A 22,506-nucleotide genomic window follows, 5' to 3' on the forward strand; every position below is an offset into this window, starting at 1 on the left:
CGAGGCGGCCTCAGGCCGCCTCGGCCGGGAGCGGCACGGGCTTCTGCGCCGCGCGCCCCGCGAAGGCCTGGGCGGCCAGGGGCAGCTCGATCGCCGCGCAGAGGCCGCCCTCGGGGCGGTTCTCCAGCCGCAGGCGCCCGTTATGGGCCTCGACGATGGCCTGCACGATCGAGAGGCCCAGGCCGAAGCCGCTGGCCTCGTTGAGATTGCGCGCCCGGTCGCCGCGCACGAAGGGCTGGAGCATCGCCTCGCGCTCCGCCTCCGGGATCCCCGGGCCGTTGTCCAGGATGCAGACCCGGACGCCGCGCTCGGAGGCCTCCATCTGCACGTCGGCCCGGCCGCCGTACTTCACGGCGTTGTCCACGAGGTTGGTCACCGCCCGCTGGAGTTCCTCGGGCCGGCCCTGGACCAGGACGTGCCGGCTGCGGCTGACGCTGACCGGGGCGCCGAAATCCGAGAAGTCGTCGCAGACCGTCTGCACCACCGAGGCGAGATCCACGAGGCTGTGGCTGTTCGCGTCGCGGATCTGGCCGTCGCGCACGAAGGAGAGCGCCGCCTCGACGAGGCCGTTCATCTGGTCGAGGTCGCGCAGGGTCGAGGCCCGGGCGTTCTCGTCCTCGATGAACTCGGCGCGCAGGCGCAGCCGGGTGATCGGCGTCCGCAGGTCGTGGCTGATCGCCGCCAGCATCTGCGTCCGGTCGTCGATCAGGCGGCGGACGCGCGACCGCATCCGGTCCAGCGCCCGCGACACGGCGAGCACCTCGCGCGGCCCCGCCTCCGGCAGCGCCACGTGGTCGTCGCGGGCGCCGAAGGCTTCCGCCGCGCCTGCGAGCCGCTTCAGCGGCGCCGTGAGGGCGCGCGTGGCCCAGACGCAGAGCAGCGCCAGCGTCAGCGCCAGGAACACCACGGTGAAGATCAGCGCCCCCTGGCGGGGTCCCCGCAGAGGATCGTTCGGCAGCGTCGCCTGGACCCGCACACCCGCCGGCGTGACGATGCCGATATGGAGGCGGCCGTCCGACTTGTCGCGCGCCGGGTCGGCCGCGGCGAGGTCGGTGATCGTCACCGGCCGGCCGGCGCCGTAGCGCAGCTTGCGGATCACCGGCAGGTCAGGAGCCGGCTTCGCCCCCGACGGCACCGTCCCGTCCCAGGGCTCGACTTGGATCAGCGGCAGGCTGCGGCCGCTCGCCAGCAGCGCCGGTCGCGCCGCCGGGTCGGCGGCGTCCATGAGTCTCACCAGAACGCCGAGGCGGCTCGCGGCCACGCCCGGCAGCGTGTCGGGATTCTGCGACTCGTGCAGCATCAGGAACGCCGCGGTGGCGACCACGTGCGCCACGGCGATGCCGGCGACCACGAGGAGCGCGATCTGGCCCGCGATGGTCTTCGGACGCAGCCGCGCGCGGAGGCGCCCCAGACCGCTCATGACCGCGTGACCTCGGGCGTGAACAGGTAGCCCCCGGACCGGATCGTGCGGATGAACTCGGGGTTGCGGGTGTCGCGCTCGATCTTCTGGCGGATCCGGGAGATCAGCACGTCGATGCTCCGCTCGAACGGGCCCGCGGCCCGGCCCTGGGTGAGGTCGAGGAGCTGGTCCCGCGACAGCACCCGCCCCGGCCGGAGGCAGAGGGCGTGGAGGAGGTCGAACTCCGCACCGGTGATCGAGATCCGCGCACCCTCGGGCGAGAGAACCTGACGCAGGGAGACGTCCAGCGTCCAGCCCGAGAAGTGCAGGCGCCGCCGCTCGTCGGCGTCCGGCGCCTCGGCGGCGACCCGGCGCAGGATGGCACGGATGCGGGCGAGCAGTTCCCGCGGGTTGAACGGCTTGGCGAGGTAGTCGTCGGCGCCGAGTTCGAGGCCGAGGATCCGGTCCACGTCCTCGGATTTCGCGGTCAGGATCAGGATCGGGATCTGCGAGGTGCCGCGCAGGCGCCTGCACAGGCTCAGGCCGTCCTCGCCGGGAAGCATCAGGTCGAGCACGATGAGGTCGATCCGCGCTTCCGCCAGGACCCGGTCCATGTCGGCGCCGTCGCCGGCCAGCGTGACGCGACAATCGTTGCCGCGCAGGTAGCGCGCGATCAGCGCCGAGATCTCCCGATCGTCCTCGACGACGAGGATGTGGGGTGTTGCGGGTGCGCTCATCGCGAAGGAGTCGGTCTGCGGTTCGGCCTGCATCATCAAGCTATTATGACCCCGTCCGCCGATTATTCGAAGATGGGGCACGGAACCATTTTGTAAGCGCGTGTTTCCCGCACGGACCTGAACTGAGTTGCCGCACGGCGTCACATCACAGGGGGGAACGATGACCGGAACCGAGGATCGGAAGGACCTGATCGCGCCGCGGCCGCCGGAACTCGCCTCGCCCTGGCACACCGAGGCGCGGGCAGCGCTGCAGGACGAGGCCCGCGCCTTCGCCCGCGACACCGTCCTGCCGCTCGCCGACGAGCTCGACCGTCACAAGGCCGAGATGCCGCGTTCGCTCATCGACGCCATGGCGGAGAAGGGCTGGTTCGGCATCACGATCCCGGCGGAGCACGGCGGCCTCGGGCTCGGCGTGTTCGAGTACTGCCTCGTCTCGGAGGAGCTGGCCCGGGCCTGGCTCTCGGTGGGCAGCATCCTGGCCCGCGGCCAGGGCCTCGGCACCCAGACCCTCGACCCGGACCGCCGGGCGGAGCTGATCCGGCGCTCGGCCCGGGGGCAGTGGATCGGCTCGATCTCGCTGTCGGAACCCGATGCCGGGTCCGACCTCGCCGGCGTGCAGACCCGGGCGGTGCGCGACGGCGACCGGTGGCGGATCACCGGGACCAAGCGCTGGGCGGGGTTCGCCAAGGGCGCCGACTTCATCGAGGTCCTGGCCCGGACCCGCGACCCGGAGCCGGGCGAGTCGCGCTCGGCCGGCCTCGAGCCGTTCCTCGTGCTCAAGGAGCGCGACAGCTTCCCGCCCGGCGTGACCGGCCGGGTGATCGACAAGATCGGCTATCACGGCTTCCAGACCTTCGAGCTGAGCCTGGAGGACGTGTGCGTGCCCGAGAGCGACCGGCTCACCGGGCTCTACGGCGACCAGGGGGCGGACGCGGATTCCGGCGGGTTCGCCGCCGTCCAGCGCGGCCTCAACATCGCCCGGGTGCACACGGCGGCGCGGGCCGTCGGGGTCGCCCGCGCGGCGGTCGAGGATTGCCAGAGCTACCTGCAGGAGCGCGTCCAGTTCGGACACCCGATCGGCGACTTCCAGGCGCTGCGCTTCGCGCTGGCCGACATGGCCGCCGAGGTCGCGCAGGCGCGGGCCTTCTGGCATCAGGTCGCCCACCTCCTCGACCAGGGCGAGGCCGCCGAAAGCGAGTCGGCGATGGTGAAGCTCTTGGCCACCGAGATGGCGGTGCGGGTCACCAACCAGGCGATGCAACTCCACGGCGGCAACGGCTACACCACCGAGCGCCGGGTCGAGCGCTACTGGCGCGACGCGCGGCTGACGACGATCTTCGAGGGCACGAGCGAGATCCAGCGGCGGATCATCAGCGACCGTATGCTGCCGCGGCCCGGGGCCTGACCGACCGGGAGCGATCGCGCGCGGCCGTGCGGCGAATCGTCGATCGGGACTCCCCGCCCGGCGCCGCCCTGCTACCTCAGGACTCTGTCCTGCCCGGCGGACCGGGTGCCGCCATCCGGAAGCCCCGTGTCGAAGCCCATCAGCGATTACGCCCTCATCGGTGACACCCATTCCTGCGCGCTGATCGCCCGGGACGGCTCCATCGACTGGCTGTGCTGGCCGCGCCACGATTCGCCGGCGCTGTTCGTGAAGCTCCTCGACGACGAGAAGGGCGGATCGTGCAGCCTCGCCCTCGACGGCCCGACCGGGAGCGCGCGCCGCTACCTGCCCGACACCAACATCCTGGAGACGACCTTCACCACGGAGACCGGCCGGGCGCGCCTCGTCGACCTGATGCCCGTCAACCCGCCGAGCCCGGAGCCCGACGAGGGGCCGGACGGCGAGAGCGAGAGCCGCCTGATCCGGCTGCTGACCTGCGAGCAGGGCCGGGTCTCGGGCGTGTTCCGGGTCCGTCCGACTTTCGACTACGCCCGTCGCCCCTGCACGCCGCTGGTCGAGGGCGGGTCGGTCCTGTTCGAGGCCGGGGACTGGCGCGTCCGGGTCAACGCGCACGCGTGCCCGACCCTCGCGGGCGACGCGGCCGAGGTCCACTTCGACCTCGCGGAGGGCGAGACCGCCTACCTGGTCCTGACCCACGGCGAGGATCAGGACGAGGCCTGCATCGAGGATTTCGCCGGCGCTCAAAGGCGGCTGGAGTCGACCGCCGATTACTGGCGCCGCTGGTGCGCCCGGAGCACCTATCGCGGCGCCTACCGGGACGCGGTGATGCGGTCCGCCCTGTGCCTGAAGCTGCTGACCTACTCGCCCTCGGGCGGGATCGTCGCGGCGGCCACGGCCGGCCTGCCCGAGGCGGTTCCGGGCAACCGCAACTACGATTACCGCTTCACCTGGATGCGGGACGCCGCCTTCACGGTCACCGCCTTCGTGATGCTGGGCTACGTCCGCGAGGCGTCCGAGTTCCTGCGCTTCCTGCGGGAGCGCGACGGCACCTTCGGGCGGGAGACTCGGCTCATGTACGGCATCGCCGGCGACATGCCGCCGGAGGAGGCCTTGAGCCACCTCGCCGGCTGGAACGGGGTGGGGCCGGTGGTGATCGGCAACATCGCCGAGTGCCAGGACCAGCACGACATCTACGGCGAGCTGATCCGGGCGCTGTGCGTCTTCCTCGAGGCGGTCGATTACGACCCGCCCGAGAAGGTCAACGATCGGCTGCCGGAGGTGCTGGACAATCTCACCGCCCGCGCCATCCGCCACCGCCACGACGCGGATAACGGCATCTGGGAGCTGCGCACCGGGCCGCGCCAGCAGGTCCACACCAAGGCGATGATCTGGGTCGCCCTGCGGGACGCGGCCCGGATCGCCCGCAACATCGCGGGCGTGCCGGAGGCGACGATCGCCGAGTGGGATCGGATCGCCGCCGAGATCCGGTCGGAATACCTGGAGAAGGGCTGGAACGCCGAGAAGCGGGCCTATGTCGGCGCCTACGATTCGCACCACCTCGACGCCGCGGTCCTGCGCGTCGCCCTGTTCGGGGCCCTCGACCCGCGGGAGCCGCGCATGCGCGCGACCCTGGCGGCGGTCGAGCGCGAACTGGGCGTCGGCGACCTGATCTACCGCTACCGCATGGAGGACGGGCTGGAGGGCGACGAGGGCACGTTCACGGCCTGCGCGTTCTGGCGGGTCGGCTGCCTCGCCCTCGACGGGCGGACCAGCGAGGCCAGGGCCGCCTTCGAGCGCCTGATCGCCCGGTGCAACGATGTCGGGCTGCTCGCCGAGGAGATCGACCCGGCCACCGGGGCGCAGCGTGGGAACACGCCGCAGGGCTTCTCCCACATGGCCCTGATCAACGCCGCGCTGCGGCTGGAGGACAGCATCGCGCGCTTCGGCGTGGACGACGGGGCGGAGACCGTCACGCGGTCGGCCGCCGAGTAGCGGCGCCCCGGCCCCCGGCACGGGCCGGTCCACGCCACGTCGCCGTTGACCAAGCGAGTGTCGCTGGCGTGGCAGCGGGCGGCCGGTCCGGCGACGATAGTTTCGGGGCCTGAATGGCTCCGGAGGTCCCATGCTCGACGTGACGCCGACCCCTCTGCAGCGTCTCTGGTGCGAGCGCCGTCGCGGCTACAGCCTGCCGGCCGAGTTCTACCTGAGCCCCGAAGTCTTCAAGGCCGACATGGCGGTCATCTTCGGCCGCCACTGGATCTACGTCGGCGTCGAGCCCGACGTGCCGGAGGCCGGCGACGTCATGGTCGTCGACATCGGCAAGACCTCGGTGGCGATCGTCCGGGACGACGACGGCGCCGTGCGGGCCTTCCACGATAGCGCCTACGATCCCGCCGGCCGGGCCGCCCGGATCGCCGCGGCCCTGACGGCGCTCGATCCGCGGCACGTCCTGTTCCCGGAATCCATCGACGGCGGCGACGTCGCCCGCCGGGTCGCGGTCCGGCTCGGCGCGCTGCTGTTCACCCAGGCCGAGGGCGTCTCCGCCTCCGGGCTGGTCCGCCCGGCGCGGGGCCGCAGCGTCGAGCAGCGGGCCGCGCCGGGCCTGCTCGCCACCGTCGCCCCAGACGCGGTGGCCGAGTATGCTGGGCCGCCCTGGGAGGCTCGGCCGCTGGCGGTCGCGGTGGCGAAGCCCGCGCTCGCCGGGACGGCGGTCCTCTCGGTGCGGCACGTCCAGGCCGATCCGGCCAGGGTGCCGCTCGCGCTCGCCGCGTTCGTCACCGCCGCGGGGAACGGGGTGACCGACCTCGACGCGTTCCGGCAGCTCGTCGCGGCGCTCCGCGCGACCCCGGGCGCAAGCCGGGTCCTGTGCGATTCCGGGCAGATGCCGCGCCGAACCCAGGTCGGCGCCTCCGGCATCGTCCTGGCGGCGACCTGCTACCTCGCCCTCGGCATCACGGGGGCGCCGCAGCACCTGCAGGGTATCGCGGGCTGCGAGCACGTCGTGGCGATCAACACCGACCTGCACGCGGCGATGATCGAGCGGGCGGGCCTCGCCATCGTGCAGGACGCGCAGGCGGTCATGCCCGCCCTGCTGCGGCTCCTGGCCGAGGAAGCCGCGTGCCCGGTGGGCAGCCCGTGACCAGCGTCGTGCTCCTCTCCGCGGGACGGCATCCGGTCTCGGGCGCGACGGCCCTGCCGCGGCTGGAGGCCCAGGCGATCCGTCTCGCGACGGGCCTCGGCGAGGCCGTGGGCCTCCACGCCGGGCCGGCCGCGGCCGCCGTCGCGGACGCGCTGGGCCACGGCCTGTCCCGGATCGTCCACGTCCGCGTGCCGGCGGGGGCAGATCCGGTGCCGGCCCTCTCCGCGCGCCTCGCGGGGATGGCGCCCGGCCTGATCCTCGCGGGCCGTCGCGGCCAGGGGGCGACGAGACCGGGATGGTTCCCTACGCGGTCGCGGAGGCCCTCGACTGCCTCCTGATCCCCGATATCGTCGCCCTCGCGCCCGGCGACGCGGGCGAATTGTCCCTCGACCAGACCCTCGGCCGCGGTGCCCGCCGCCGCGTGCGCCTGCGCGGTCCGGTCCTGGCCACGATCCATCCCGACGCGCCCGCGCCGCTCCCCTTCGCCTACGGGCAGGCGCCGCACGGCGTGATCGAGACCGTTGCGGGCGACCCGGCCGCGGCGGCGGCCCCCGTCCCGGTCTTCGAGGAGCGCCCCTATCGCCGCCGGCCGAAAATCGTGAAAGGTGCGCCGTCCGGCGGCTCGGCGGCGGAGCGGCTGAGGGCGGCGACCGGAGAGGCCGCCCGGGAGATTCTGGCTCACCTGCGCCGGATCGGCGTCCTCGGTCCGCCGGCCCGCGAATCCCGATGAGGAACCCGATGGCTATGACCTCCGACGATCTCCTGGCCCGGCTGCGCGCGCTCGGGGTCACCTACAAGCTCAACGAGCACGCGCCGGTCCTGACCGTCGAGGCGATGATGGCGGCCTGCGGCGACATCGTCGGCGCGCACACCAAGAACCTGTTCCTTCGCGACGGCAAGAAGACGTACTTCCTCGTCACGCTCCGTCACGACGCCCAGGTGGACCTGAAGGCGTTCCGGGCCGTCCTCGGCGCGCGGGGCGGCCTGTCCTTCGCCAGTGCCGAGGCGCTCGGCGAGCAGCTCGGCGTCGCGAGCGGCGCGGTCTCGCCGCTCGCCGCCCTGAATGCCGCGCCGGACAGCGTGCGGATCTTCGTCCAGGACAGCCTGCTCGCGGAGGCGCGGATCAACGTCCATCCCCTGGTGAGCACGCGCACCCTCAACCTCGCGCCCGACGACCTGCTGGCCGCGCTCCGCGCGGAGGGTCACGCGCCGGAGCCGTTCGCGCTGCCGGGGGCGTCGCAGGTGGCCTGACACGGTCCCCTGCGAGGCCGCGCGGGACGTCGCGCTCAGCAGGCGGCCACGTTGACCGCAAGGCCGCCGAGGGAGGTTTCCTTGTACTTGGCCTGCATGTCGTGGCCGGTCTGGCGCATCGTCTCGATGACCTGATCGAGGCTGACGAAATGCACCCCGTCGCCGTGGAGGGCGAGGGATGCGGCCGCCACCGCCTTGTTGGCGCCGAAGGCGTTGCGCTCGATGCAGGGGATCTGGACGAGCCCGCCGATCGGGTCGCAGGTCATGCCCAGATGGTGCTCCATGGCGATCTCGGCGGCGTTGGCGACCTGCCGCGCGTCGCCCCCGAGGACGGACGCGAGCCCGGCGGCCGCCATGGCGGCCGCGGAGCCGACCTCCCCCTGGCAGCCGACCTCGGCGCCCGAGATCGAGGCCCGGCGCTTGATCAGGCCGCCGATCGCCGCGGCGGCGAGGAGGTAATCGCGGCCGCGCGCCTCGCTCCAGCCGGGATAGAAGTCGACGATGTAGCGCAGCACCGCCGGCACGATCCCGGCCGCGCCGTTGGTCGGCGCCGTGACGATCCGGCCGCCGGACGCGTTCTCCTCGTTCACCGCCAGGGCGAACAGGCTGATCCAGTCCATGATCTCGTGGGCCGGCCGGCTGTTCGTGAGGCGGGTCGCCTCGAGGGTCTCGTGCAGGCGCTTCGCGCGCCGCCGGACCCTGAGGCCGCCGGGCAGCTCGCCGTCCATGCGCAGGCCACGACTGATGCAGGCCAGCATGGCGTCGCGGACGGCGTCGAGCCCGGCCTCGATCTCCGCCTCGGTGCGCAGGGCACGCTCGTTGGCCATCTGGACCTGCGGGATGGTGAGGCCGGTCTCGGCGCAGATCTGCAGCAGGTCGGCACCGCTCTCGAACGGGTGGGGCACCGCGACGGCGCCGGGGCCGCCGGTCTCCCCCGCCCCCTCCTCCTCGACGAAGCCGCCGCCGACCGAGTAGCAGACCACCTCGTCCAGCACGGCGCCGTCGGCGTCATGGGCGCGGAAGCGCATGCCGTTCGTGTGGCGGGGCAGCACCTCGGTGAAGTTGAAGACCAGGTCCTTCGTCGGGTCGAAGGCGACGCTCGGCAGGCCGATGGCGCCGGTCTCGGCCAGGTCCCGCGTGTAGCCCGCCACGGCGTCCGGATCGACGGTCGCGGGCTCGTGGCCGAGCAGGCCGAGGAAGATCGCCACGTCGGTGCCGTGGCCGCGCCCGGTCCAGGCGAGGGAGCCGAAGATCTCCGCGGACACCCGCGCGACGCCGGACCGGCCGGCGATGCGGTCGCGGAAGCGGCGCGCGGCCACCATGGGCCCGATCGTGTGGGAACTCGACGGGCCGATCCCGATCTTGAACAGATCGAAGGCGCTGATCATCGCGCGGCGGCTCTCTCCAGCGGGCCGGCCCCGAAGGCGGCTTCCTTCAGCAAGCCATACACGTAGGTCGCGAAGGACCGCCAGCACGCAACCCGGTATATCGGGACCGGGCCGGGGCGACGGATCAGCACGATCTCGGCCTTGGCGAGGAGCGTGCGGGTGGCGCTGCCCGCCGGGAAGGCGGCGTCGCCGAGGTCGAGGGGGCATCCGGCGTTGAGGGCGATCGCGGCCGCGTCCCCGCGGACGTCGATTTCGACGTTGCGGTGCGACACGTCCACGAGGGCGTGCGCCCGGCCGGCGAGGTCGGCGGTCGCGGCGGCGGCCAGGATGTCGGCATCGGTCTCGGGCGCGCCGATCCGCCACTCGTCGGGGCCGAGGCGGGCGATCCACCGGGTCTCGTCGCCCGACAGGGTGTTGATCGGGCGGTCGAGGGGGAAACCGGCCGCCAACCCGAGGGAACCGCGCAGGCGCAGGGAGAAGCGCGCCTCGGCCGCGGCCGGCCGGATCAGGAGGCCGGCGCCGACCGGCGCGGGCGCTTCGGTGCGGCCGAGCGGGAGCGCCCGGGCGGTGCGGTAGCGTGCCTCAAGCATGGATGCGCTCCCCCTTGGGATCGAAGGACACCGGCTCGGCCACGGTGGCGGTGGTGAAGCCGTCCGGGGTCGTGACGTGGAGGGTCTGGCCAAGCAGGTCGCGCCCGCCCGCCACGAGGGCCAGCGCGATGGAGCGCTCGCAATTCGTGCTCCAGTAGCTTGAGGTGACGTGGCCGAGCATCCGCATCGGGATCGGCTGGTTCGGGTCGGCGACGACCTGGGCGCCCTCGTCGAGGACGCATCGCGGGTCGTCGGTGACGAGCCCGATCAGCTGCTTGCGGCCGGAGGCGACCCCGTCGGGCCGGGCGAGCGAGCGCTTGCCGACGAAATCCGTCTTCGCCTTGGCGATCATGCCGGCCAGCCCGACAGCATCCGGGGTGACGGTCCCGTCCGTCTCCTGACTGACGATGATGTAGCCCTTCTCGGCCCGGAAGACGTGCATCATCTCGGTCCCGGGTCGCGAGGCCCTCGCGCAGCTCCAGCCGAAGATCTAGCTCACGACCGCTAAGGTAATACGACCCATGTGGTTACGATCTCTGCGATCTATTGCATTTTACAGTCGTCGATTATTACCCTGAGCTGAGCGAGCCTTATATCAATGACAATGAAAAGCTACCGGCGGGCCCCTCACGGGCTTGCCTTTCTGCGACGCTTTCTGGCGGGAAGACGACACGTCCGGAATTTTACCGTCATGAATTCACAATGCACTGCAGCATTGGTACCGATTTAGACAGCGATGAGAACATATTGTGCAGGAACGGCCGCGTTCCTTTGCAGGCCCATCGTTCGCGGCGCCGCCGCTTGTTCTTACGCTCCCGCGATCATCGACTCGGTCACGCCGACGGCACGGTTCGCGCCCGGGCACGACGTCGCCGGATCGACGGCGATCCGAGAGGCTGACGATCGTTCTGCCGTAACGGTGAGCGGCACATCTGCGTCGAGGCCGAGTCCCGTTCCCGCGCGTCCGCACCGGATGCCCCAGTCCGCCTGACTCGGCGGCCCCGATGGGCTACGAGGCGTCCGGCCGAAGCAATGGACGCGTGAATGCGGTTAGAGATCGAGCGGAAGTTCCTCGTGGCAGGCGCGGGCTGGCGCGACGCGGCCACATCCATTCGGCACCTGAAGGACGGCTTGGTCGGTCATTTCGCGCGCGGGAAGGTCCGGGTGCGGCTCGACGGCGAGCGTGCCTGGCTGACGGTCAAGGGCGCGCGCGAAGGCATCGCCCGCGCGGAGTTCGAGTACGAGATCCCGCATGCCGACGGCGCCGCCATGGTCGATCAGGTGTGCACCGGCAACGTGATCGAGAAGATCCGCTACTGCGTGCCGCACGACGGACTGACCTGGGAGGTCGACGTCTTCCAGGGTTCGCTGGCCGGGATGGTCCTGGCCGAGGTCGAGCTCGCGCGGGCCGATCAGTCCTTCAGCAAGCCCGCTTGGCTCGGCGAGGAGGTGACCGGCGACCTGCGGTTCCGCCAGTCCACACTGCTCCATCTCTGCTGCGAGGCCGGCCGGCCGATCACGATGGACGACGTGCTGCGGCTGCCGGTGGCCGCTTAGCGACGCGGCCGCGCTCAGCCCGTGCTGCGCAGGGCGCGGTCGAACAAGGCGCCCATCGCCGCCAAGCCGCGCTCCGCGGCCGCGCGATCGTGGACGGGGAAGTCCGGCATCATCCAGCCGTGCGCGGCGGGATAGGTCTCCGCCGCATACCGGACACCGGCTCGCGAAAGCGCCGTCTCCAGCCGCTCGGCCATCGCGGACGGGTAGCTTCCGTCGTTCTCGGCGGCCGCGATATACACCTCGGCCCTCAGCGCGGGCGCCAGATGATGCGGGCTCGCGGGTTCCTCGGTCGCGAGATTGCCGCCGTGGAAGCTGGCGACGGCGGCGAACCGGTCCGGATACGTGCCGGCCGCCGTGATAGCCATGCGGCCGCCCATGCAGAAGCCTACCGCCCCAACCGCACGCCCCGCGACGTCGTCGCGCGTGTCGATATAGGCGAGGAGCGCCGCTGTATCGGTCGCGGCCTTGAGATTGTCCGTCGTCGCCATCAGCGGGCCGAGGATCGCTCGGAAATCGCCTTTGAACACGTCCGCGGGGACGAAGGGGCCATAGGGCCCGTAGCGGTAGAAGAGGTCCGGTAACAGAACGAGATAGCCGCCGGTCGCGAGCCGCCGCGCCATGTCGACGAGGGCCGGTCGGATACCGCCGGCATCCATGTACAGGATCACGGCCGGCCAGGGCCCCGCGCCGTCCGGCGCGACGACGTGCGTCCCGCATACGCCGTCCTCGGTCCGGATCGCGACGTGCTCGTTGACCATGCTCGGTTCCTCGACGGGGCGCCCACACGTTCTGCGCCCGCCTTCGGAAAATCGCCAGGCCGTCGACCGCACCCCACGTCTCGGGCCGCCGATCGCCAGGAGCGAGGAGAAGGCCCGTGACCTGATCCGGTCCGGTGGTGCTGCGGCGACGGTCCACGCCTGCGACCGTGCTATCCCGGTCGCTCCGCCGCGAAGCCAGCTGTCTGACGCGTTCCCGGCGCGGTCCGGCTTCGGTTTGTGGGCCGGACGGTATACGGGTCGCCACGGCGGCCCGCGCGGTGACGGCCCCGTCGCCCGCGCCGGTCTCCGGTCTCCGGTCTCCCGATTTCACGATCCGCGGGGGCGCCGGCCTCCTTCGAGAAGGCTGCTCATGGACCAAGCGAAACCCCGGCGCGACACGACGATCGCGCGGGCGGGTGCGGGGCGGACGGGCTACGTCACGGTCCGGGGCGCGCGGGAGCACAACCTGCGCGACATCGACGTGGAGATGCCGCGCGACGCGCTCGTCGTGTTCACGGGCGTCTCCGGATCCGGCAAGTCCTCGCTGGCCTTCGGCACCCTCTACGCGGAGGCGCAGCGCCGCTACTTCGAATCGGTCGCGCCCTACGCGCGGCGGATGATCGACCAGGTCGGCGTCCCCGACGTCGACGCGATCGAGGGCCTCCCGCCCGCTGTCGCGCTCCAGCAGCAGCGCGGCACCCCAAGCGCGCGTTCCTCGGTCGGCAGCGTCACGACCCTGTCGAGCCTCGTGCGCCTGATGTACTCGCGCGCCGGCACCTACCCGCCCGGCCAGCCGATGCTCTACGCCGAGGACTTCTCGCCCAACACGCCGCAGGGCGCCTGCCCATCCTGCGGCGGCCTCGGGCGGGTCTACCAGGCGACGGAAGCCTCGATGGTGCCGGACCCGTCCCTGACGATCCGCGAGCGGGCCGTCGCGGCCTGGCCGCAGGCCTGGGGCGGCCAGAACCTGCGGGACATCCTTGTCAGCCGGGGCGTCGACGTCGACACGCCCTGGAAAGCGCTGCCCCGGACGCTCCGGGACTGGATCCTGTTCACGGACGAGCAGCCGCAGGAGCCGGTCTATGCCGGCCTCACCCCGGAGCAGACGCGGCTCGCCCGCCGCCGCGGCCTGGAGCCGAGTTACATGGGCACCTTCACCAGCGCCCGCCGCCACGTGCTCGGCACCTTCACCAACTCGCAGAGCGCGCTGATGCGCCGCCGCGCCGCGCGCTACCTCGTGAGCGAGGATTGCCCGGCCTGCCACGGCAAGCGGCTGAAGCCCGAGGCGCTCTCGGTCACGTTCGCCGGGCTGGATATCGGCGCGCTCTCACGCATGCCGCTCTCGGCGCTCGCCGAGGCCCTGAGGCCGGCGGCCGAGGACCGGCAGCCCGAGGCCGACGCCGCACCCGCCACCCTCGACCGCGCGGTGGGCCGGAAGGACCGCGCCGAGCGTGCCGCGTCCGGTGGCTCGGCCCATGCGGGCGCGCCGGACGTGCGCGTCACGCCGAACCTGTCGATCGAGAAGCGCCTCGCCGCCCAGCGCCTGGCCTCGGACCTCATCGCGCGCATCGGGACGCTCGCGGATCTGGGCCTGGGCTACCTCTCGCTGGACCGTGTCACCACGACCCTGTCGTCGGGTGAGCTGCAGCGCCTCCGCCTCGCGACCCAGCTGCGCTCACAGCTGTTCGGCGTCGTCTACGTGCTCGACGAGCCCACGGCCGGTCTGCACCCCGCCGACGGGGACGCCATGCACGACGCGCTGGCCGAGCTGCGCGCCGCGGGCAATTCGCTCTTCGTCGTCGAGCACGACATCGGCACCATGCGCCGCGCCGACTGGCTGGTCGACGTCGGGCCGGAAGCGGGCGAGAACGGCGGCACGATCCTCTACAGCGGGCCGCCGGAGGGCCTGCGTGACGTCGCGGCGTCCCGGACGCGGCTCTACCTGTTCGGGCTGGTGGAGGCGCCCCCGCGGCCGTCGCGGGAGCCCGCGGGGTGGCTGCGCCTCGAAGGCATCGTTCGCAACAACCTGAAGGGCGTCTCGGTCCCCTTCCCGATCGGGTGTCTCACCGCCGTGACCGGCGTCTCGGGCTCCGGGAAGTCGAGCTTGGTCAGTCAGGCCCTGCTCGAGCTGGTCGGCGAGCGTCTCGGCCGGCCGGTGAAGACCGAGGACGAGCCGGACGATCCCCTGGACGAGGTGCCGGGCCCGTCGGAGGGCCGCATCGCCGGCGGCATGGACGGGATCGGGCGCCTGGTGCAGGTCGACCAGAAGCCCATCGGGCGCACGCCGCGCTCGAACCTCGCCACCTACACAGGACTGTTCGACGCCGTCCGCAAGCTGTTCGCCGCGACCCCGGAGGCTCGGCGGCGCCGCTACGATGCGGGCCGCTTCTCCTTCAACGTGGCCAAGGGGCGCTGCCCGGCCTGCGAGGGCGAGGGCTTCGTCAGCGTCGAGCTGCTGTTCATGCCGAGCGTCTACGCCCCCTGCCCGACCTGCCACGGCACGCGCTACGCGCCGGAGACGCTGGCGGTGACGTGGAACGGGCTGAGCATCGCGGACGTGCTCGCGCTAACCGTCGACCGGGCCTGCGCGGCCTTCGCGGACGAGCCGTCCGTGCTGCGGCCGCTCACCGTGCTGCGCGATCTCGGCCTCGGCTACCTGCGGCTCGGCCAGCCGGCGACCGAACTCTCCGGTGGAGAGGCCCAGCGCATCAAGCTCGCCACCGAGCTGCAGCGCGGGCAACGCGGCGGCACGCTCTACGTCCTCGACGAGCCGACGACCGGCCTGCACCCGACCGACGTCGACCGCCTCATGGTCCAGCTCAACGGTCTGGTCGACGCGGGCAACACCGTCGTCATGGTCGAGCACGACATGCGCGTCGTCGCCCGGGCCGACCACGTGATCGACATGGGCCCCGGCGGCGGCGACCAGGGCGGCACCGTCGTGGCCGCCGGCCGGCCCGAGATCGTCGCCGCGGCCGCGGCCGGCCGCACGTCGCCCTATCTGCGCGAGGAACTCGCGACGGTCCGCACGCGGCCGCCGGGCTGAGGTCACCCACCGCGGCCGGCACAGGGCTCGGAGGACGAAGGCGTGCCGCGCGCACGCGTCACGCGCCGGGTTGCCGGCACTGGTCCGACGGTCTGACGGGTCGATCGTGTTCCGCGTCTTGCGCGCCGGAGAACGCGCTGCGGTGCAGTATCGATTAAAGTGAGGTCTGCGGGATCAGTACTGAGCTGCCGGAGTTTCAACCGTTACTGCTGAATTCTCCGGAGAGTCGCCATGGGCCTCACCGCGTTCGCCGTGTTCGTCATTCCGTGGGTGCTGCTCGCGGTGTTCCTCACGCGGTCCCCTTCAACGCTTCGCCTGGGAACCGCTTCGGCGCCGTGGCGGTCCATCCCGACCCACAAGGAGATGGCCCGCGCCGACCGTCACGCGCTGCACCCGCATGGGCAGCGGGCGGGCGAGACGGACGGAGTCTCGGGCCGGGACCAGCGCGGTCGGACCGATCCGCCCGCGGGCGGTGCGCTGGGCACGAGCGTGGAGCCCACGGAGCCCGACGACAAGCTCAGCTAAGGGATCCACGCCGGGCATTCCGGCCGGACGTCGCCGGCCGATCCAGCGCCGTCGGCGTGCCGCGCGGCGGACGGTTGGTCAGGCCCTGACCCGTATGCGCCGCCGCGGACCCGACTTTCAGGGTGGCCCCCCCGTGCGGGCCACAGCGCCCCGCCGAGCCCGGAGAAGCGCCGGTCACGCGCCCACGGTCGCGTGCGGCCTGCAGTAGCTGTCGCGCACCGCGGGAATGTCGTCGTAGCCGTCGACGGTGCAGAAATACGTGCACACCAACCAAGCAGCCAGGGCGAGGCAGAGAACGCCGTTGTAGACCCACAGGCCGATCACGCGCCGGCTCGGCAGGTTCGGCAATCCAACGACGGAGCCCGGTACCCAGTCGACCGCGAACACGATCGTGCAGAAGGCCCCCAGCACGCCGGCCATCATCACGGCGAGAGCGGTGGACGTCATGTCCCCTCCCGATCCCGCTCTCCGCCGGACATGCAGGGCTTTACGCCGACGCGACCGGCGCGGGCACGACACCTTGGGGCGGACACGCGCAGCCGAACTCCTGTCACAGCTCCCTCCTGACCCTCCGATCCGTGCCACACCAGCTAACCGGGACGGCGCCCCCACGTCGAGATCGGAAAACGCGCCGCACCTTCGTAGGACGCGCCGAAGGCAAGAAAGGTTGGCGGAGCACGCTGCCGAGCGGTTCGGCCATGGTCCTCGAAGGCTCGGTGGGCGCGCTGGGGTTCGAACCTGGGACCCGCTGCGTAAGAGGACGACGCTCCGGGCGCCGAGACGCGCATGTTCTGCTTGCCGGCGTCGCCGACAGCTTGAGCGCGCTCTTGAAATCGATGGACCCGCCGATTGTCCAACGCGGGGCACCGCTGAAGACGCTCTGCCTGCTTGCCGGAAGTCGCCTCGCCGAACAGACCGCTGCCGCCGCGAACTCGCGGTCGGAAAAGATCGCCTCGTGGTGTTCGACGACCTCCCTGTCTTCGGCCTGCGCACCGGCGCGGGCGGCTCGCGGCAGCGGATCGTCCAGTACCGCAGCGCCATCGGTCAGACCAAACGGGACACCTTCGGCCGGGGCGTGCTGCTCTCGCCGACGAATGCCCGGCGAGCGGCGAGCGAGCGGTTGGTGCTGGCTTAGCTCGGGTAGGATCCGCACGACGAGGAGCATTTCGCCGAGGCGCGGGCCGTCGTGACGTTCGGATCGAAGACCGAGCAGCCACTTGGAAGCCGCTGCACAATGAGGCGCTTCTCTCTTTGACCCGGGTGACAGTCGCCAAGCCCCTCGGGGTGATCTCGAAGGCGAGCGGGCCTGACGCGGCGAATCGGGCGCGGGCCACGCTCTGGCCTTCTATGCGTAGCTGATCGGGAACGGCATGGCCGAGCCCAATTCGGAAATCGGCGCGATCGAGACATAGGAAGGAGAGGCGCCGCCCGCGCGCAGACTAAGCTCCCGACCCTGAGCCGACCTCAGCCCCGCCGGCATTCGTCGCGCGGGGCTTCGCCGAATCCATTCTGAGATATGTCGCACTGCGGACGGGCCACATCTGGATCGACCCCTGCGCTGGGGCGCAAGAGTGGCGTGCGAACCAACCTGTCGACTTGTTGATAACTATTCTTCCCAGCAGAGGGGCATGAAAGGCCATCAAATCAGTTTCCGTGCCAGATCAGTCTGACCTCCTGTCGCGGAGAGAGCACAACGGATCAAAAAGCGCTGTCTCGAGCCCGGCGATCACCGATTAGGCGACGCTGCATCCTCGACTCCGAGGGCCTACAGGCGTCACGCTGACGGCAAGCACCCGCCCGCGCAAGATTGCGGATGGCGGGTCGATACGGATGGTTGGGAACGCGGCGATGTCGGGCGGTCAGGGCGGGAGCGGCGCAGATCCGGTCAACGGCACCGGCGGTCAGCCCGGGGCGGACGAGGTGGCGAACGGCACCGGCGCGGCCGGTGGAAACGGCGGCGCTTCTGCCCAGGGGAGCGGCGGAGGTGCGGGCGGTGCCGCGGGCTCGGTCGGAGGCGCCGGCGGCAACGGGGGCGCGGCGGCTGGTGGAACTGTCACCAACACGTCGGGAACGGGTGGCGCCTACTCGACCAACACGGGCTCCAGCTTTTTCGGGGGGGCTGGCGGGGCTGGCCTCGCCGGTCCGAATCCCGGCGACGGCGGCGGCGGCGGCGGCGGCGGCAGCCACGGCCAGTACCTCTCCAACACCGGGAATGGCGTAGGCTTCACCTTTTCGCGGACAGGCGGCACCGGTGGAGCGGGGGGTGCCGGCAACGGGACGGGCGGAGGTGGTGGCGGCGGCAGCGGTGGTTACGGCTTCGTGGAGCCCGGCCCCGGATCCTTCATCGCGAGCGCTCAGATCACCGGCGGGAACGGCGGTGCCGGCGGTGCCGCCGGCGGTCCCGGCGCTTCCGGCGGTTCCGGCGGTGACGGCGGCATCGGACTTTTCCTCTACGGGAGCACGGGCACCAACACCGGCCAGATCACGGGCGGAAACGGCGGCCTGGGCGGAGCCGCGAACGGCGGGACGGCGGGCGTCGCGGGCCAGGGGGGAGCCGGTCTGTCCGGCGCGAACATCGCCATCACCAACACCGGCACGATCTCGGGCGGCTTCACCGGCGGCAGCACAACCGTCCGGGCCGTCGCTATCAACGTCACGGGCGGCACCAACAGCCTGACCCCCAGCACGGGAACGCTGAACGGCGGCCTCGGGATCGCCGGCGGCGCCACGACATTGCGCGTCCTCGGCAACGCTCCCAACAATCTCGGGTCCGTAGCCAACGCCGGCACGTTCGACATCTCGGGGACGACGGCCGGTGCCTCGATCACCACGCTCTCGGGCACCGGCGGGACGACGCTCGGTGCGCAGGCCCTGACCATCACCAACGGTTCGACCAGCTACAGCGGCGCGATCTCCGGTACTGGCGGCGTGGCGGTCACCGGTGGCACGCAGACGCTGACAGGGGTCAGCACCTACTCCGGCGACACCTCGATCGGTTCGAACGGCGGCGCGGTGTCGAGCACCCTTCAGCTCGGCGGTCCGACCTCGGCCGGCACGGGGACGATCACCTTCGGCACGATGTCGGGCACGGCGACAGCGCGCCTCGGGCTCAACGTGGCGGCTCAGCCGACCAATGGTGGCACCTTCGCCAACACCATCTCCAATTTCGGTTCGGGCAACGAGATCGCGCTCGCCGGCCTGACCAACTCCAGCGTCAGCTACAACAGTGCGAACAGCTCGATCACCATCACCGGCACCCGCTCCGGTGGCGGGCAGGTGAGCGAGAACTTCGTGCTGTCGGCCCCCCGCACGACCAGCTTCGCGGCGGTTTCGGACGGCCAAGGCGGCACGATCGTGCGCGCCGCTACGGCCCCGAACCCCACGAACCCATCTCAGCCGGCCAACCCTGCACCCTGCTACGTGACCGGGACGCGGATCCGTGTCCTGCGCGATCGGGTCATCTCGGACGTGCCGGTGGAGCAGCTCGCGGTGGGCGATCTCGCCATCACGGCTGCCGGTACGCCGCGCCCGATCCGTTGGATCGGCACCCGCGCGTACCGGGGATCGATGGTTCCCCCGGCCGAGCGCCCCGTCCGCATCCGGGCCGACGCGCTGGGCGAGGGCGTGCCCGCCCGCGACCTGTTTGTCTCTCCAGATCACTGCCTGTGGCTGGACGGGCTGCTCGCGGCCGCGGGACATCTGGTCAACGGCTCGAGCATCACGCGTGGCGAGGCGGTGGCGGATCTCACATACTGGCACGTCGAGTTGGACACCCACGACCTGCTGCTCGCGGAGAATGCTCCGGCGGAGAGCTTCCTGGCGGCGCCCGGCGTGCGCGGGGGCTTCGATGGCGCGCAGGCCCTCGACGTCGGCACCGGGCGCATGCCCTACGCTCCCCGCGCCGAACTCGGCCCCGACTTGGCCGCGCTGCGCGGGCGCTTAGCCCTCCGCGCTGTCTCGTTCGACGGTGCTGCAGAGCCGGGCCCGGTGCGAGCGTGGCTGGACCGATGCGGCGTGACGGGCGATGGCCTGCTGCACGTCGGGGGCTGGGCGCGCGACGAGGCGCATCCCGACATCCCGCTGTGCCTGGACGTGTTGGTGGACGGTGCCGTCGTCGCGTTCGCGGTGACGGCCGAGTTCCGGTCGGACCTGGCCGCGGCCGGCTTCGGCGACGGGCGATGCGGCTTCGACCTCGGTGTGCATGTACGCCTCGCTCCACACGTTCATCATCGTGTCGAAGTGCGTCGCTCGGCCGATGGCCTCTTGATGTGCGCCAAGCGGATGGATGCGGCAGGGGCTTGGATTGCGCTGTTGGCCGCGTAGCGTCGATCGGGACATCCGGAGCCCACCCTCAGCCCCACCGGCACCGCCGCGCGGGGCTTTTTCGGCGGCTTGCGCGGACGGAGGGGAATGTGGGCGAGGCGCAATCGTGCGACGGTGACGATCGTGAGCCAGTCCCCTCCATCGACGCGTATTTTCGAAGCCGACCGTCAGAACTCAATCTCGAAGCGCTGCGATGGCTTGGCGAACCGAATCGTAGCCCTCGGCCATGAAGCGAGGCTTCCGCGGACTTGGCTCGCCCGTCGCAGTTCGGCGAACGCAGAGCGGTTCAACGCTGCAATGAAGATTGTTGGTCGCTTCGCCTTCTTACCCTTCGCTCACCGGGATTGAGATCCGGTCCGCAGGAAGTAGGCTAAGTCTTGGTGGGCGCACTAGGGTTCGAACCTAGGACCCGCTGATTAAGAGTCAGCTGCTCTACCAACTGAGCTATGCGCCCGATCGCTTCTGCGACCGCCCGGTGGCCACCAAGTCCGTCCGGGGTGGCGGGCTGATACCAACGCGGCCGGGGCCTGTCCACCCCCGGCCGCCGCTTTTTCTCATTCCGCCGCCGCATGCTGTGCATGCACGCGCACGGAATGAGCCGACAGCTTGTTCAGCGCCGACAGATACGCCTTCGCCGATGCCACGAGCGTGTCCGGATCGGCGCCGCGCGCGGTGACGCTGCGCTCGCCGTCCCGTAGGCGCACCGAGACCTCGGCCTGCGCGTCCGTCCCGCCGGTCACGGCATGGACCTGATAGAGTTCCAGCTGCGCCTGATGCGGGACCAGCGCCGAGATCGCGTTGAACACCGCGTCCACCGGCCCGTTGCCGTCCGCCTCCTCGATCCGCGTTCCGGTCTCGTCGGCGATCCGCAGCGTGGCGCGCTGCGGTCCGCGGGTGCCGGCGATGACCGACAGCGAGACCAGCCGGATGCGGTCGTGGGCCGTGGCGAGGTTCTCGTCGACCAGCGCCTCGATATCCTCGTCGTAGACGTGCTTCTTCCGGTCGGCCAAGGCCTTGAACCGGTCGAAGGCGTCCTGGAACTGGTTGTCCGACAGGTGCAGGCCGAGGTCCTCCAGCTTGGAGCGGAACGCCGCCCGGCCGGAATGTTTGCCCATGACCAAGGAGGTCTTGGTCAGCCCCACGGAGGCCGGCGTCATGATCTCGTAGGTCTCGGCGTTCTTCAGCATGCCGTCCTGGTGAATCCCGCTCTCGTGCGCGAAGGCGTTGCGGCCGACGATTGCCTTGTTGAACTGCACCGGGAAGTTGGTGGCGTGGCTCACGAGCTTGGAGGCGCGGGTCAGCATCGTCGACTCCACGCCGGTCTCGTAGGGCAGCACGTCGGCGCGGGTGCGCAGCGCCATCACGATCTCCTCGAGCGCCGCGTTGCCGGCCCGCTCGCCGATGCCGTTGATCGTGCACTCGACCTGCCGGGCGCCACCCTCGATGCCCGCCAGGGAATTGGCGATCGCGAGGCCCAGGTCGTTGTGGCAATGGACCGAGAACACGGCCTTGTCGGCGTTCGGCACGCGCGCGCGGACGTTCGCGAACATGTCGCGGTACTCCGAAGGCGTGGCGTAGCCGACTGTATCGGGGAGGTTGATGGTCGTGGCGCCGGCCTTGATCGCCGCCTCGACGCAGCGGCACAGGTAGTCGAGCGGCGTGCGGGTCGCGTCCATGGCCGACCACTCCACGTCCTTGACGAGGTCGCGGGCCTGGGCCACGGTCTTGAGGATGATCTCGACGACCTCGTCCTGGCTCTTGCGCATCTGGTGCGCGAGATGGATCGGCGAGGTCGACACGAAGGTGTGGATCCGCGCGCGCTTGGCGTGGCGCACGGCCTCGCCGGCCCGGGCGATGTCGGCGGGGATCGCGCGGGCGAGTCCGGCGATGGTCGCGCGCTTGGTCCTCCGGGCGATCTCCGAGACCGCCTCGAAATCGCCGTTCGACGCGATGGGGAACCCGGCCTCGATGATGTCGACGCCCATCGTGTCGAGTAACTCGGCGACCGCGAGCTTCTCGTCGAAGGTCATGGTGGCGCCGGGGCACTGCTCGCCGTCGCGGAGCGTCGTGTCGAAGATCAGGATCCGGTCGCGGGCGGAAGCGGTGCTGGTCGTAGTCATGGCATTACCCTGTCGCGGGCCGCCCGGCACGTGATGGCGCGGCGCGGCGTGGTGCCCTCGCGGGCGGATTCGCGAATGAAAGAACTCCCCTGAAGGCCCAGGCGCACGCCCGGACGGCCCTCAGGGGCGGGTAAGCAGAAGCGGAAGAAGGAGCCCGGAGCGGCGCGCACGGGACCGAAGCGCCGTAGAGGCGGCGCGGGCGGTCTCGATCGCTGAGCCGGCGCTGGCCAAGGCTCGTCTCTCCTGTCGGCGACCCGCGCGGGACGTT

At 71.5% G+C, this 22,506-nt stretch carries 16 protein-coding genes, 1 tRNA gene and 2 pseudogenes; 10 read left to right on the forward strand and 9 right to left on the reverse strand.

All coding sequences use genetic code 11. The annotated features are described in order from the left end of the window. Nucleotides 1-10 precede the first annotated feature (10 nt). Nucleotides 11-1,420, reverse strand: coding sequence for an ATP-binding protein (locus tag ACLBYB_RS09490; protein WP_447681437.1), 1,410 nt, complete (start codon nt 1,418-1,420; stop codon nt 11-13). Next, complete coding sequence (locus ACLBYB_RS09495; protein WP_020092151.1) at nt 1,417-2,172, reverse strand: response regulator; 756 nt, start codon at nt 2,170-2,172, stop codon at nt 1,417-1,419. Before ACLBYB_RS09495 ends, ACLBYB_RS09490 begins: the two co-directional genes overlap by 4 nt. Nucleotides 2,173-2,296: 124 nt before the next feature. Between ACLBYB_RS09495 and ACLBYB_RS09500 the strand changes: the two genes are divergently transcribed. From ACLBYB_RS09500 to ACLBYB_RS09520, 5 genes and pseudogenes are all read left to right on the forward strand, one after another. Next, nucleotides 2,297-3,541, forward strand: coding sequence for an acyl-CoA dehydrogenase family protein (locus tag ACLBYB_RS09500; protein WP_447698622.1), 1,245 nt, complete (start codon nt 2,297-2,299; stop codon nt 3,539-3,541). Nucleotides 3,542-3,667: 126 nt separating this feature from the next. Continuing rightward, nucleotides 3,668-5,533, forward strand: a complete 1,866-nt coding sequence (locus tag ACLBYB_RS09505; protein ID WP_447698623.1) for a glycoside hydrolase family 15 protein — start codon at nt 3,668-3,670, stop codon at nt 5,531-5,533. Nucleotides 5,534-5,663: 130 nt separating this feature from the next. Beyond that, nucleotides 5,664-6,680 carry an FAD-binding protein gene (locus ACLBYB_RS09510; protein ID WP_447698624.1) on the forward strand — a complete coding sequence of 339 codons (1,017 nt, stop codon included), beginning with the start codon at nt 5,664-5,666 and terminating at the stop codon, nt 6,678-6,680. After that, nucleotides 6,677-7,410, forward strand: a pseudogene (locus ACLBYB_RS09515) (electron transfer flavoprotein subunit beta). Before ACLBYB_RS09510 ends, ACLBYB_RS09515 begins: the two are co-directional and overlap by 4 nt. Nucleotides 7,411-7,418: 8 nt before the next feature. Continuing rightward, nucleotides 7,419-7,931 (forward strand): prolyl-tRNA synthetase associated domain-containing protein, encoded by a 513-nt coding sequence (locus tag ACLBYB_RS09520; RefSeq protein WP_447698625.1) that lies wholly within the window; start codon nt 7,419-7,421, stop codon nt 7,929-7,931. Between the two features lie 35 nt (nt 7,932-7,966). Here ACLBYB_RS09520 and ACLBYB_RS09525 read toward each other — a convergent pair whose 3' ends face one another. The 3 genes and pseudogenes from ACLBYB_RS09525 to ACLBYB_RS09535 form a co-directional block, all read right to left on the reverse strand. Beyond that, nucleotides 7,967-9,319, reverse strand: a complete 1,353-nt coding sequence (locus ACLBYB_RS09525) for an L-serine ammonia-lyase (RefSeq protein ID WP_447698626.1) — start codon at nt 9,317-9,319, stop codon at nt 7,967-7,969. Beyond that, nucleotides 9,316-9,909 (reverse strand): sarcosine oxidase subunit gamma, encoded by a 594-nt coding sequence (locus ACLBYB_RS09530; protein WP_447698627.1) that lies wholly within the window; start codon nt 9,907-9,909, stop codon nt 9,316-9,318. The genes ACLBYB_RS09525 and ACLBYB_RS09530 overlap by 4 nt, the downstream gene beginning before the upstream one ends. Then, nucleotides 9,902-10,363 (reverse strand): annotated as a pseudogene (locus tag ACLBYB_RS09535) (glycine cleavage T C-terminal barrel domain-containing protein); the annotation flags it as partial. The pseudogene ACLBYB_RS09535 and the gene ACLBYB_RS09530, both read right to left, overlap by 8 nt. 590 nt (nt 10,364-10,953) lie before the next feature. Here ACLBYB_RS09535 and ACLBYB_RS09540 point away from each other — a divergent pair. Continuing rightward, complete coding sequence (locus ACLBYB_RS09540) at nt 10,954-11,466, forward strand: CYTH domain-containing protein (RefSeq protein ID WP_091677196.1); 513 nt, start codon at nt 10,954-10,956, stop codon at nt 11,464-11,466. A gap of 14 nt (nt 11,467-11,480) precedes the next feature. On the opposite strand, the gene ACLBYB_RS09545 is transcribed toward ACLBYB_RS09540, so the two are convergent. Next, nucleotides 11,481-12,296, reverse strand: a complete 816-nt coding sequence (locus tag ACLBYB_RS09545) for a dienelactone hydrolase family protein (protein WP_447698628.1) — start codon at nt 12,294-12,296, stop codon at nt 11,481-11,483. A 298-nt stretch (nt 12,297-12,594) separates the two neighbouring features. Between ACLBYB_RS09545 and ACLBYB_RS09550 the strand changes: the two genes are divergently transcribed. Further along, entirely contained in the window at nt 12,595-15,270 is a 2,676-nt protein-coding gene (locus ACLBYB_RS09550) for an excinuclease ABC subunit A (protein WP_447698629.1), read from the forward strand. Nucleotides 15,271-15,501: 231 nt separating this feature from the next. Next, nucleotides 15,502-15,795, forward strand: a complete 294-nt coding sequence (locus ACLBYB_RS09555) for a hypothetical protein (protein ID WP_056527929.1) — start codon at nt 15,502-15,504, stop codon at nt 15,793-15,795. 174 nt (nt 15,796-15,969) lie between these two features. Here ACLBYB_RS09555 and ACLBYB_RS09560 read toward each other — a convergent pair whose 3' ends face one another. Further along, complete coding sequence (locus tag ACLBYB_RS09560; RefSeq protein WP_020092139.1) at nt 15,970-16,242, reverse strand: hypothetical protein; 273 nt, start codon at nt 16,240-16,242, stop codon at nt 15,970-15,972. A 508-nt stretch (nt 16,243-16,750) separates the two neighbouring features. Here ACLBYB_RS09560 and ACLBYB_RS09565 point away from each other — a divergent pair. Both ACLBYB_RS09565 and ACLBYB_RS09570 read left to right on the forward strand, forming a co-directional pair. Then, nucleotides 16,751-16,930, forward strand: a complete 180-nt coding sequence (locus ACLBYB_RS09565) for a hypothetical protein (protein WP_447698630.1) — start codon at nt 16,751-16,753, stop codon at nt 16,928-16,930. Nucleotides 16,931-17,643: 713 nt separating this feature from the next. Continuing rightward, complete coding sequence (locus ACLBYB_RS09570) at nt 17,644-20,118, forward strand: Hint domain-containing protein (protein ID WP_447698631.1); 2,475 nt, start codon at nt 17,644-17,646, stop codon at nt 20,116-20,118. Nucleotides 20,119-20,496: 378 nt separating this feature from the next. Here ACLBYB_RS09570 and ACLBYB_RS09575 read toward each other — a convergent pair. Beyond that, nucleotides 20,497-20,572 (reverse strand) — tRNA-Lys (locus ACLBYB_RS09575). A gap of 100 nt (nt 20,573-20,672) precedes the next feature. Further along, nucleotides 20,673-22,238, reverse strand: coding sequence for a 2-isopropylmalate synthase (locus ACLBYB_RS09580; protein ID WP_447698632.1), 1,566 nt, complete (start codon nt 22,236-22,238; stop codon nt 20,673-20,675). Between the last annotated feature and the right edge of the window lie 268 nt (nt 22,239-22,506).

It is taken from the genome of Methylobacterium sp. D54C, assembly GCF_053345595.1.

Excerpts from the sequence above, each read along its gene's own strand:
- ACLBYB_RS09525 (WP_447698626.1), bottom strand. The coding sequence starts at position 9,319 with ATGATCAGCGCCTTCGATCTGTTCAAGATCGGGATCGGCCCGTCGAGT.
- ACLBYB_RS09490 (WP_447681437.1), bottom strand. The coding sequence starts at position 1,420 with ATGAGCGGTCTGGGGCGCCTCCGCGCGCGGCTGCGTCCGAAGACCATC.
- ACLBYB_RS09500 (WP_447698622.1), top strand. The coding sequence starts at position 2,297 with ATGACCGGAACCGAGGATCGGAAGGACCTGATCGCGCCGCGGCCGCCG.
- ACLBYB_RS09510 (WP_447698624.1), top strand. The coding sequence starts at position 5,664 with ATGCTCGACGTGACGCCGACCCCTCTGCAGCGTCTCTGGTGCGAGCGC.
- ACLBYB_RS09530 (WP_447698627.1), bottom strand. The coding sequence starts at position 9,909 with ATGCTTGAGGCACGCTACCGCACCGCCCGGGCGCTCCCGCTCGGCCGC.
- ACLBYB_RS09540 (WP_091677196.1), top strand. The coding sequence starts at position 10,954 with ATGCGGTTAGAGATCGAGCGGAAGTTCCTCGTGGCAGGCGCGGGCTGG.
- ACLBYB_RS09560 (WP_020092139.1), bottom strand. The coding sequence starts at position 16,242 with ATGACGTCCACCGCTCTCGCCGTGATGATGGCCGGCGTGCTGGGGGCC.
- ACLBYB_RS09495 (WP_020092151.1), bottom strand. The coding sequence starts at position 2,172 with ATGATGCAGGCCGAACCGCAGACCGACTCCTTCGCGATGAGCGCACCC.
- ACLBYB_RS09550 (WP_447698629.1), top strand. The coding sequence starts at position 12,595 with ATGGACCAAGCGAAACCCCGGCGCGACACGACGATCGCGCGGGCGGGT.
- ACLBYB_RS09555 (WP_056527929.1), top strand. The coding sequence starts at position 15,502 with ATGGGCCTCACCGCGTTCGCCGTGTTCGTCATTCCGTGGGTGCTGCTC.
- ACLBYB_RS09570 (WP_447698631.1), top strand. The coding sequence starts at position 17,644 with ATGTCGGGCGGTCAGGGCGGGAGCGGCGCAGATCCGGTCAACGGCACC.
- ACLBYB_RS09520 (WP_447698625.1), top strand. The coding sequence starts at position 7,419 with ATGGCTATGACCTCCGACGATCTCCTGGCCCGGCTGCGCGCGCTCGGG.
- ACLBYB_RS09580 (WP_447698632.1), bottom strand. The coding sequence starts at position 22,238 with ATGACTACGACCAGCACCGCTTCCGCCCGCGACCGGATCCTGATCTTC.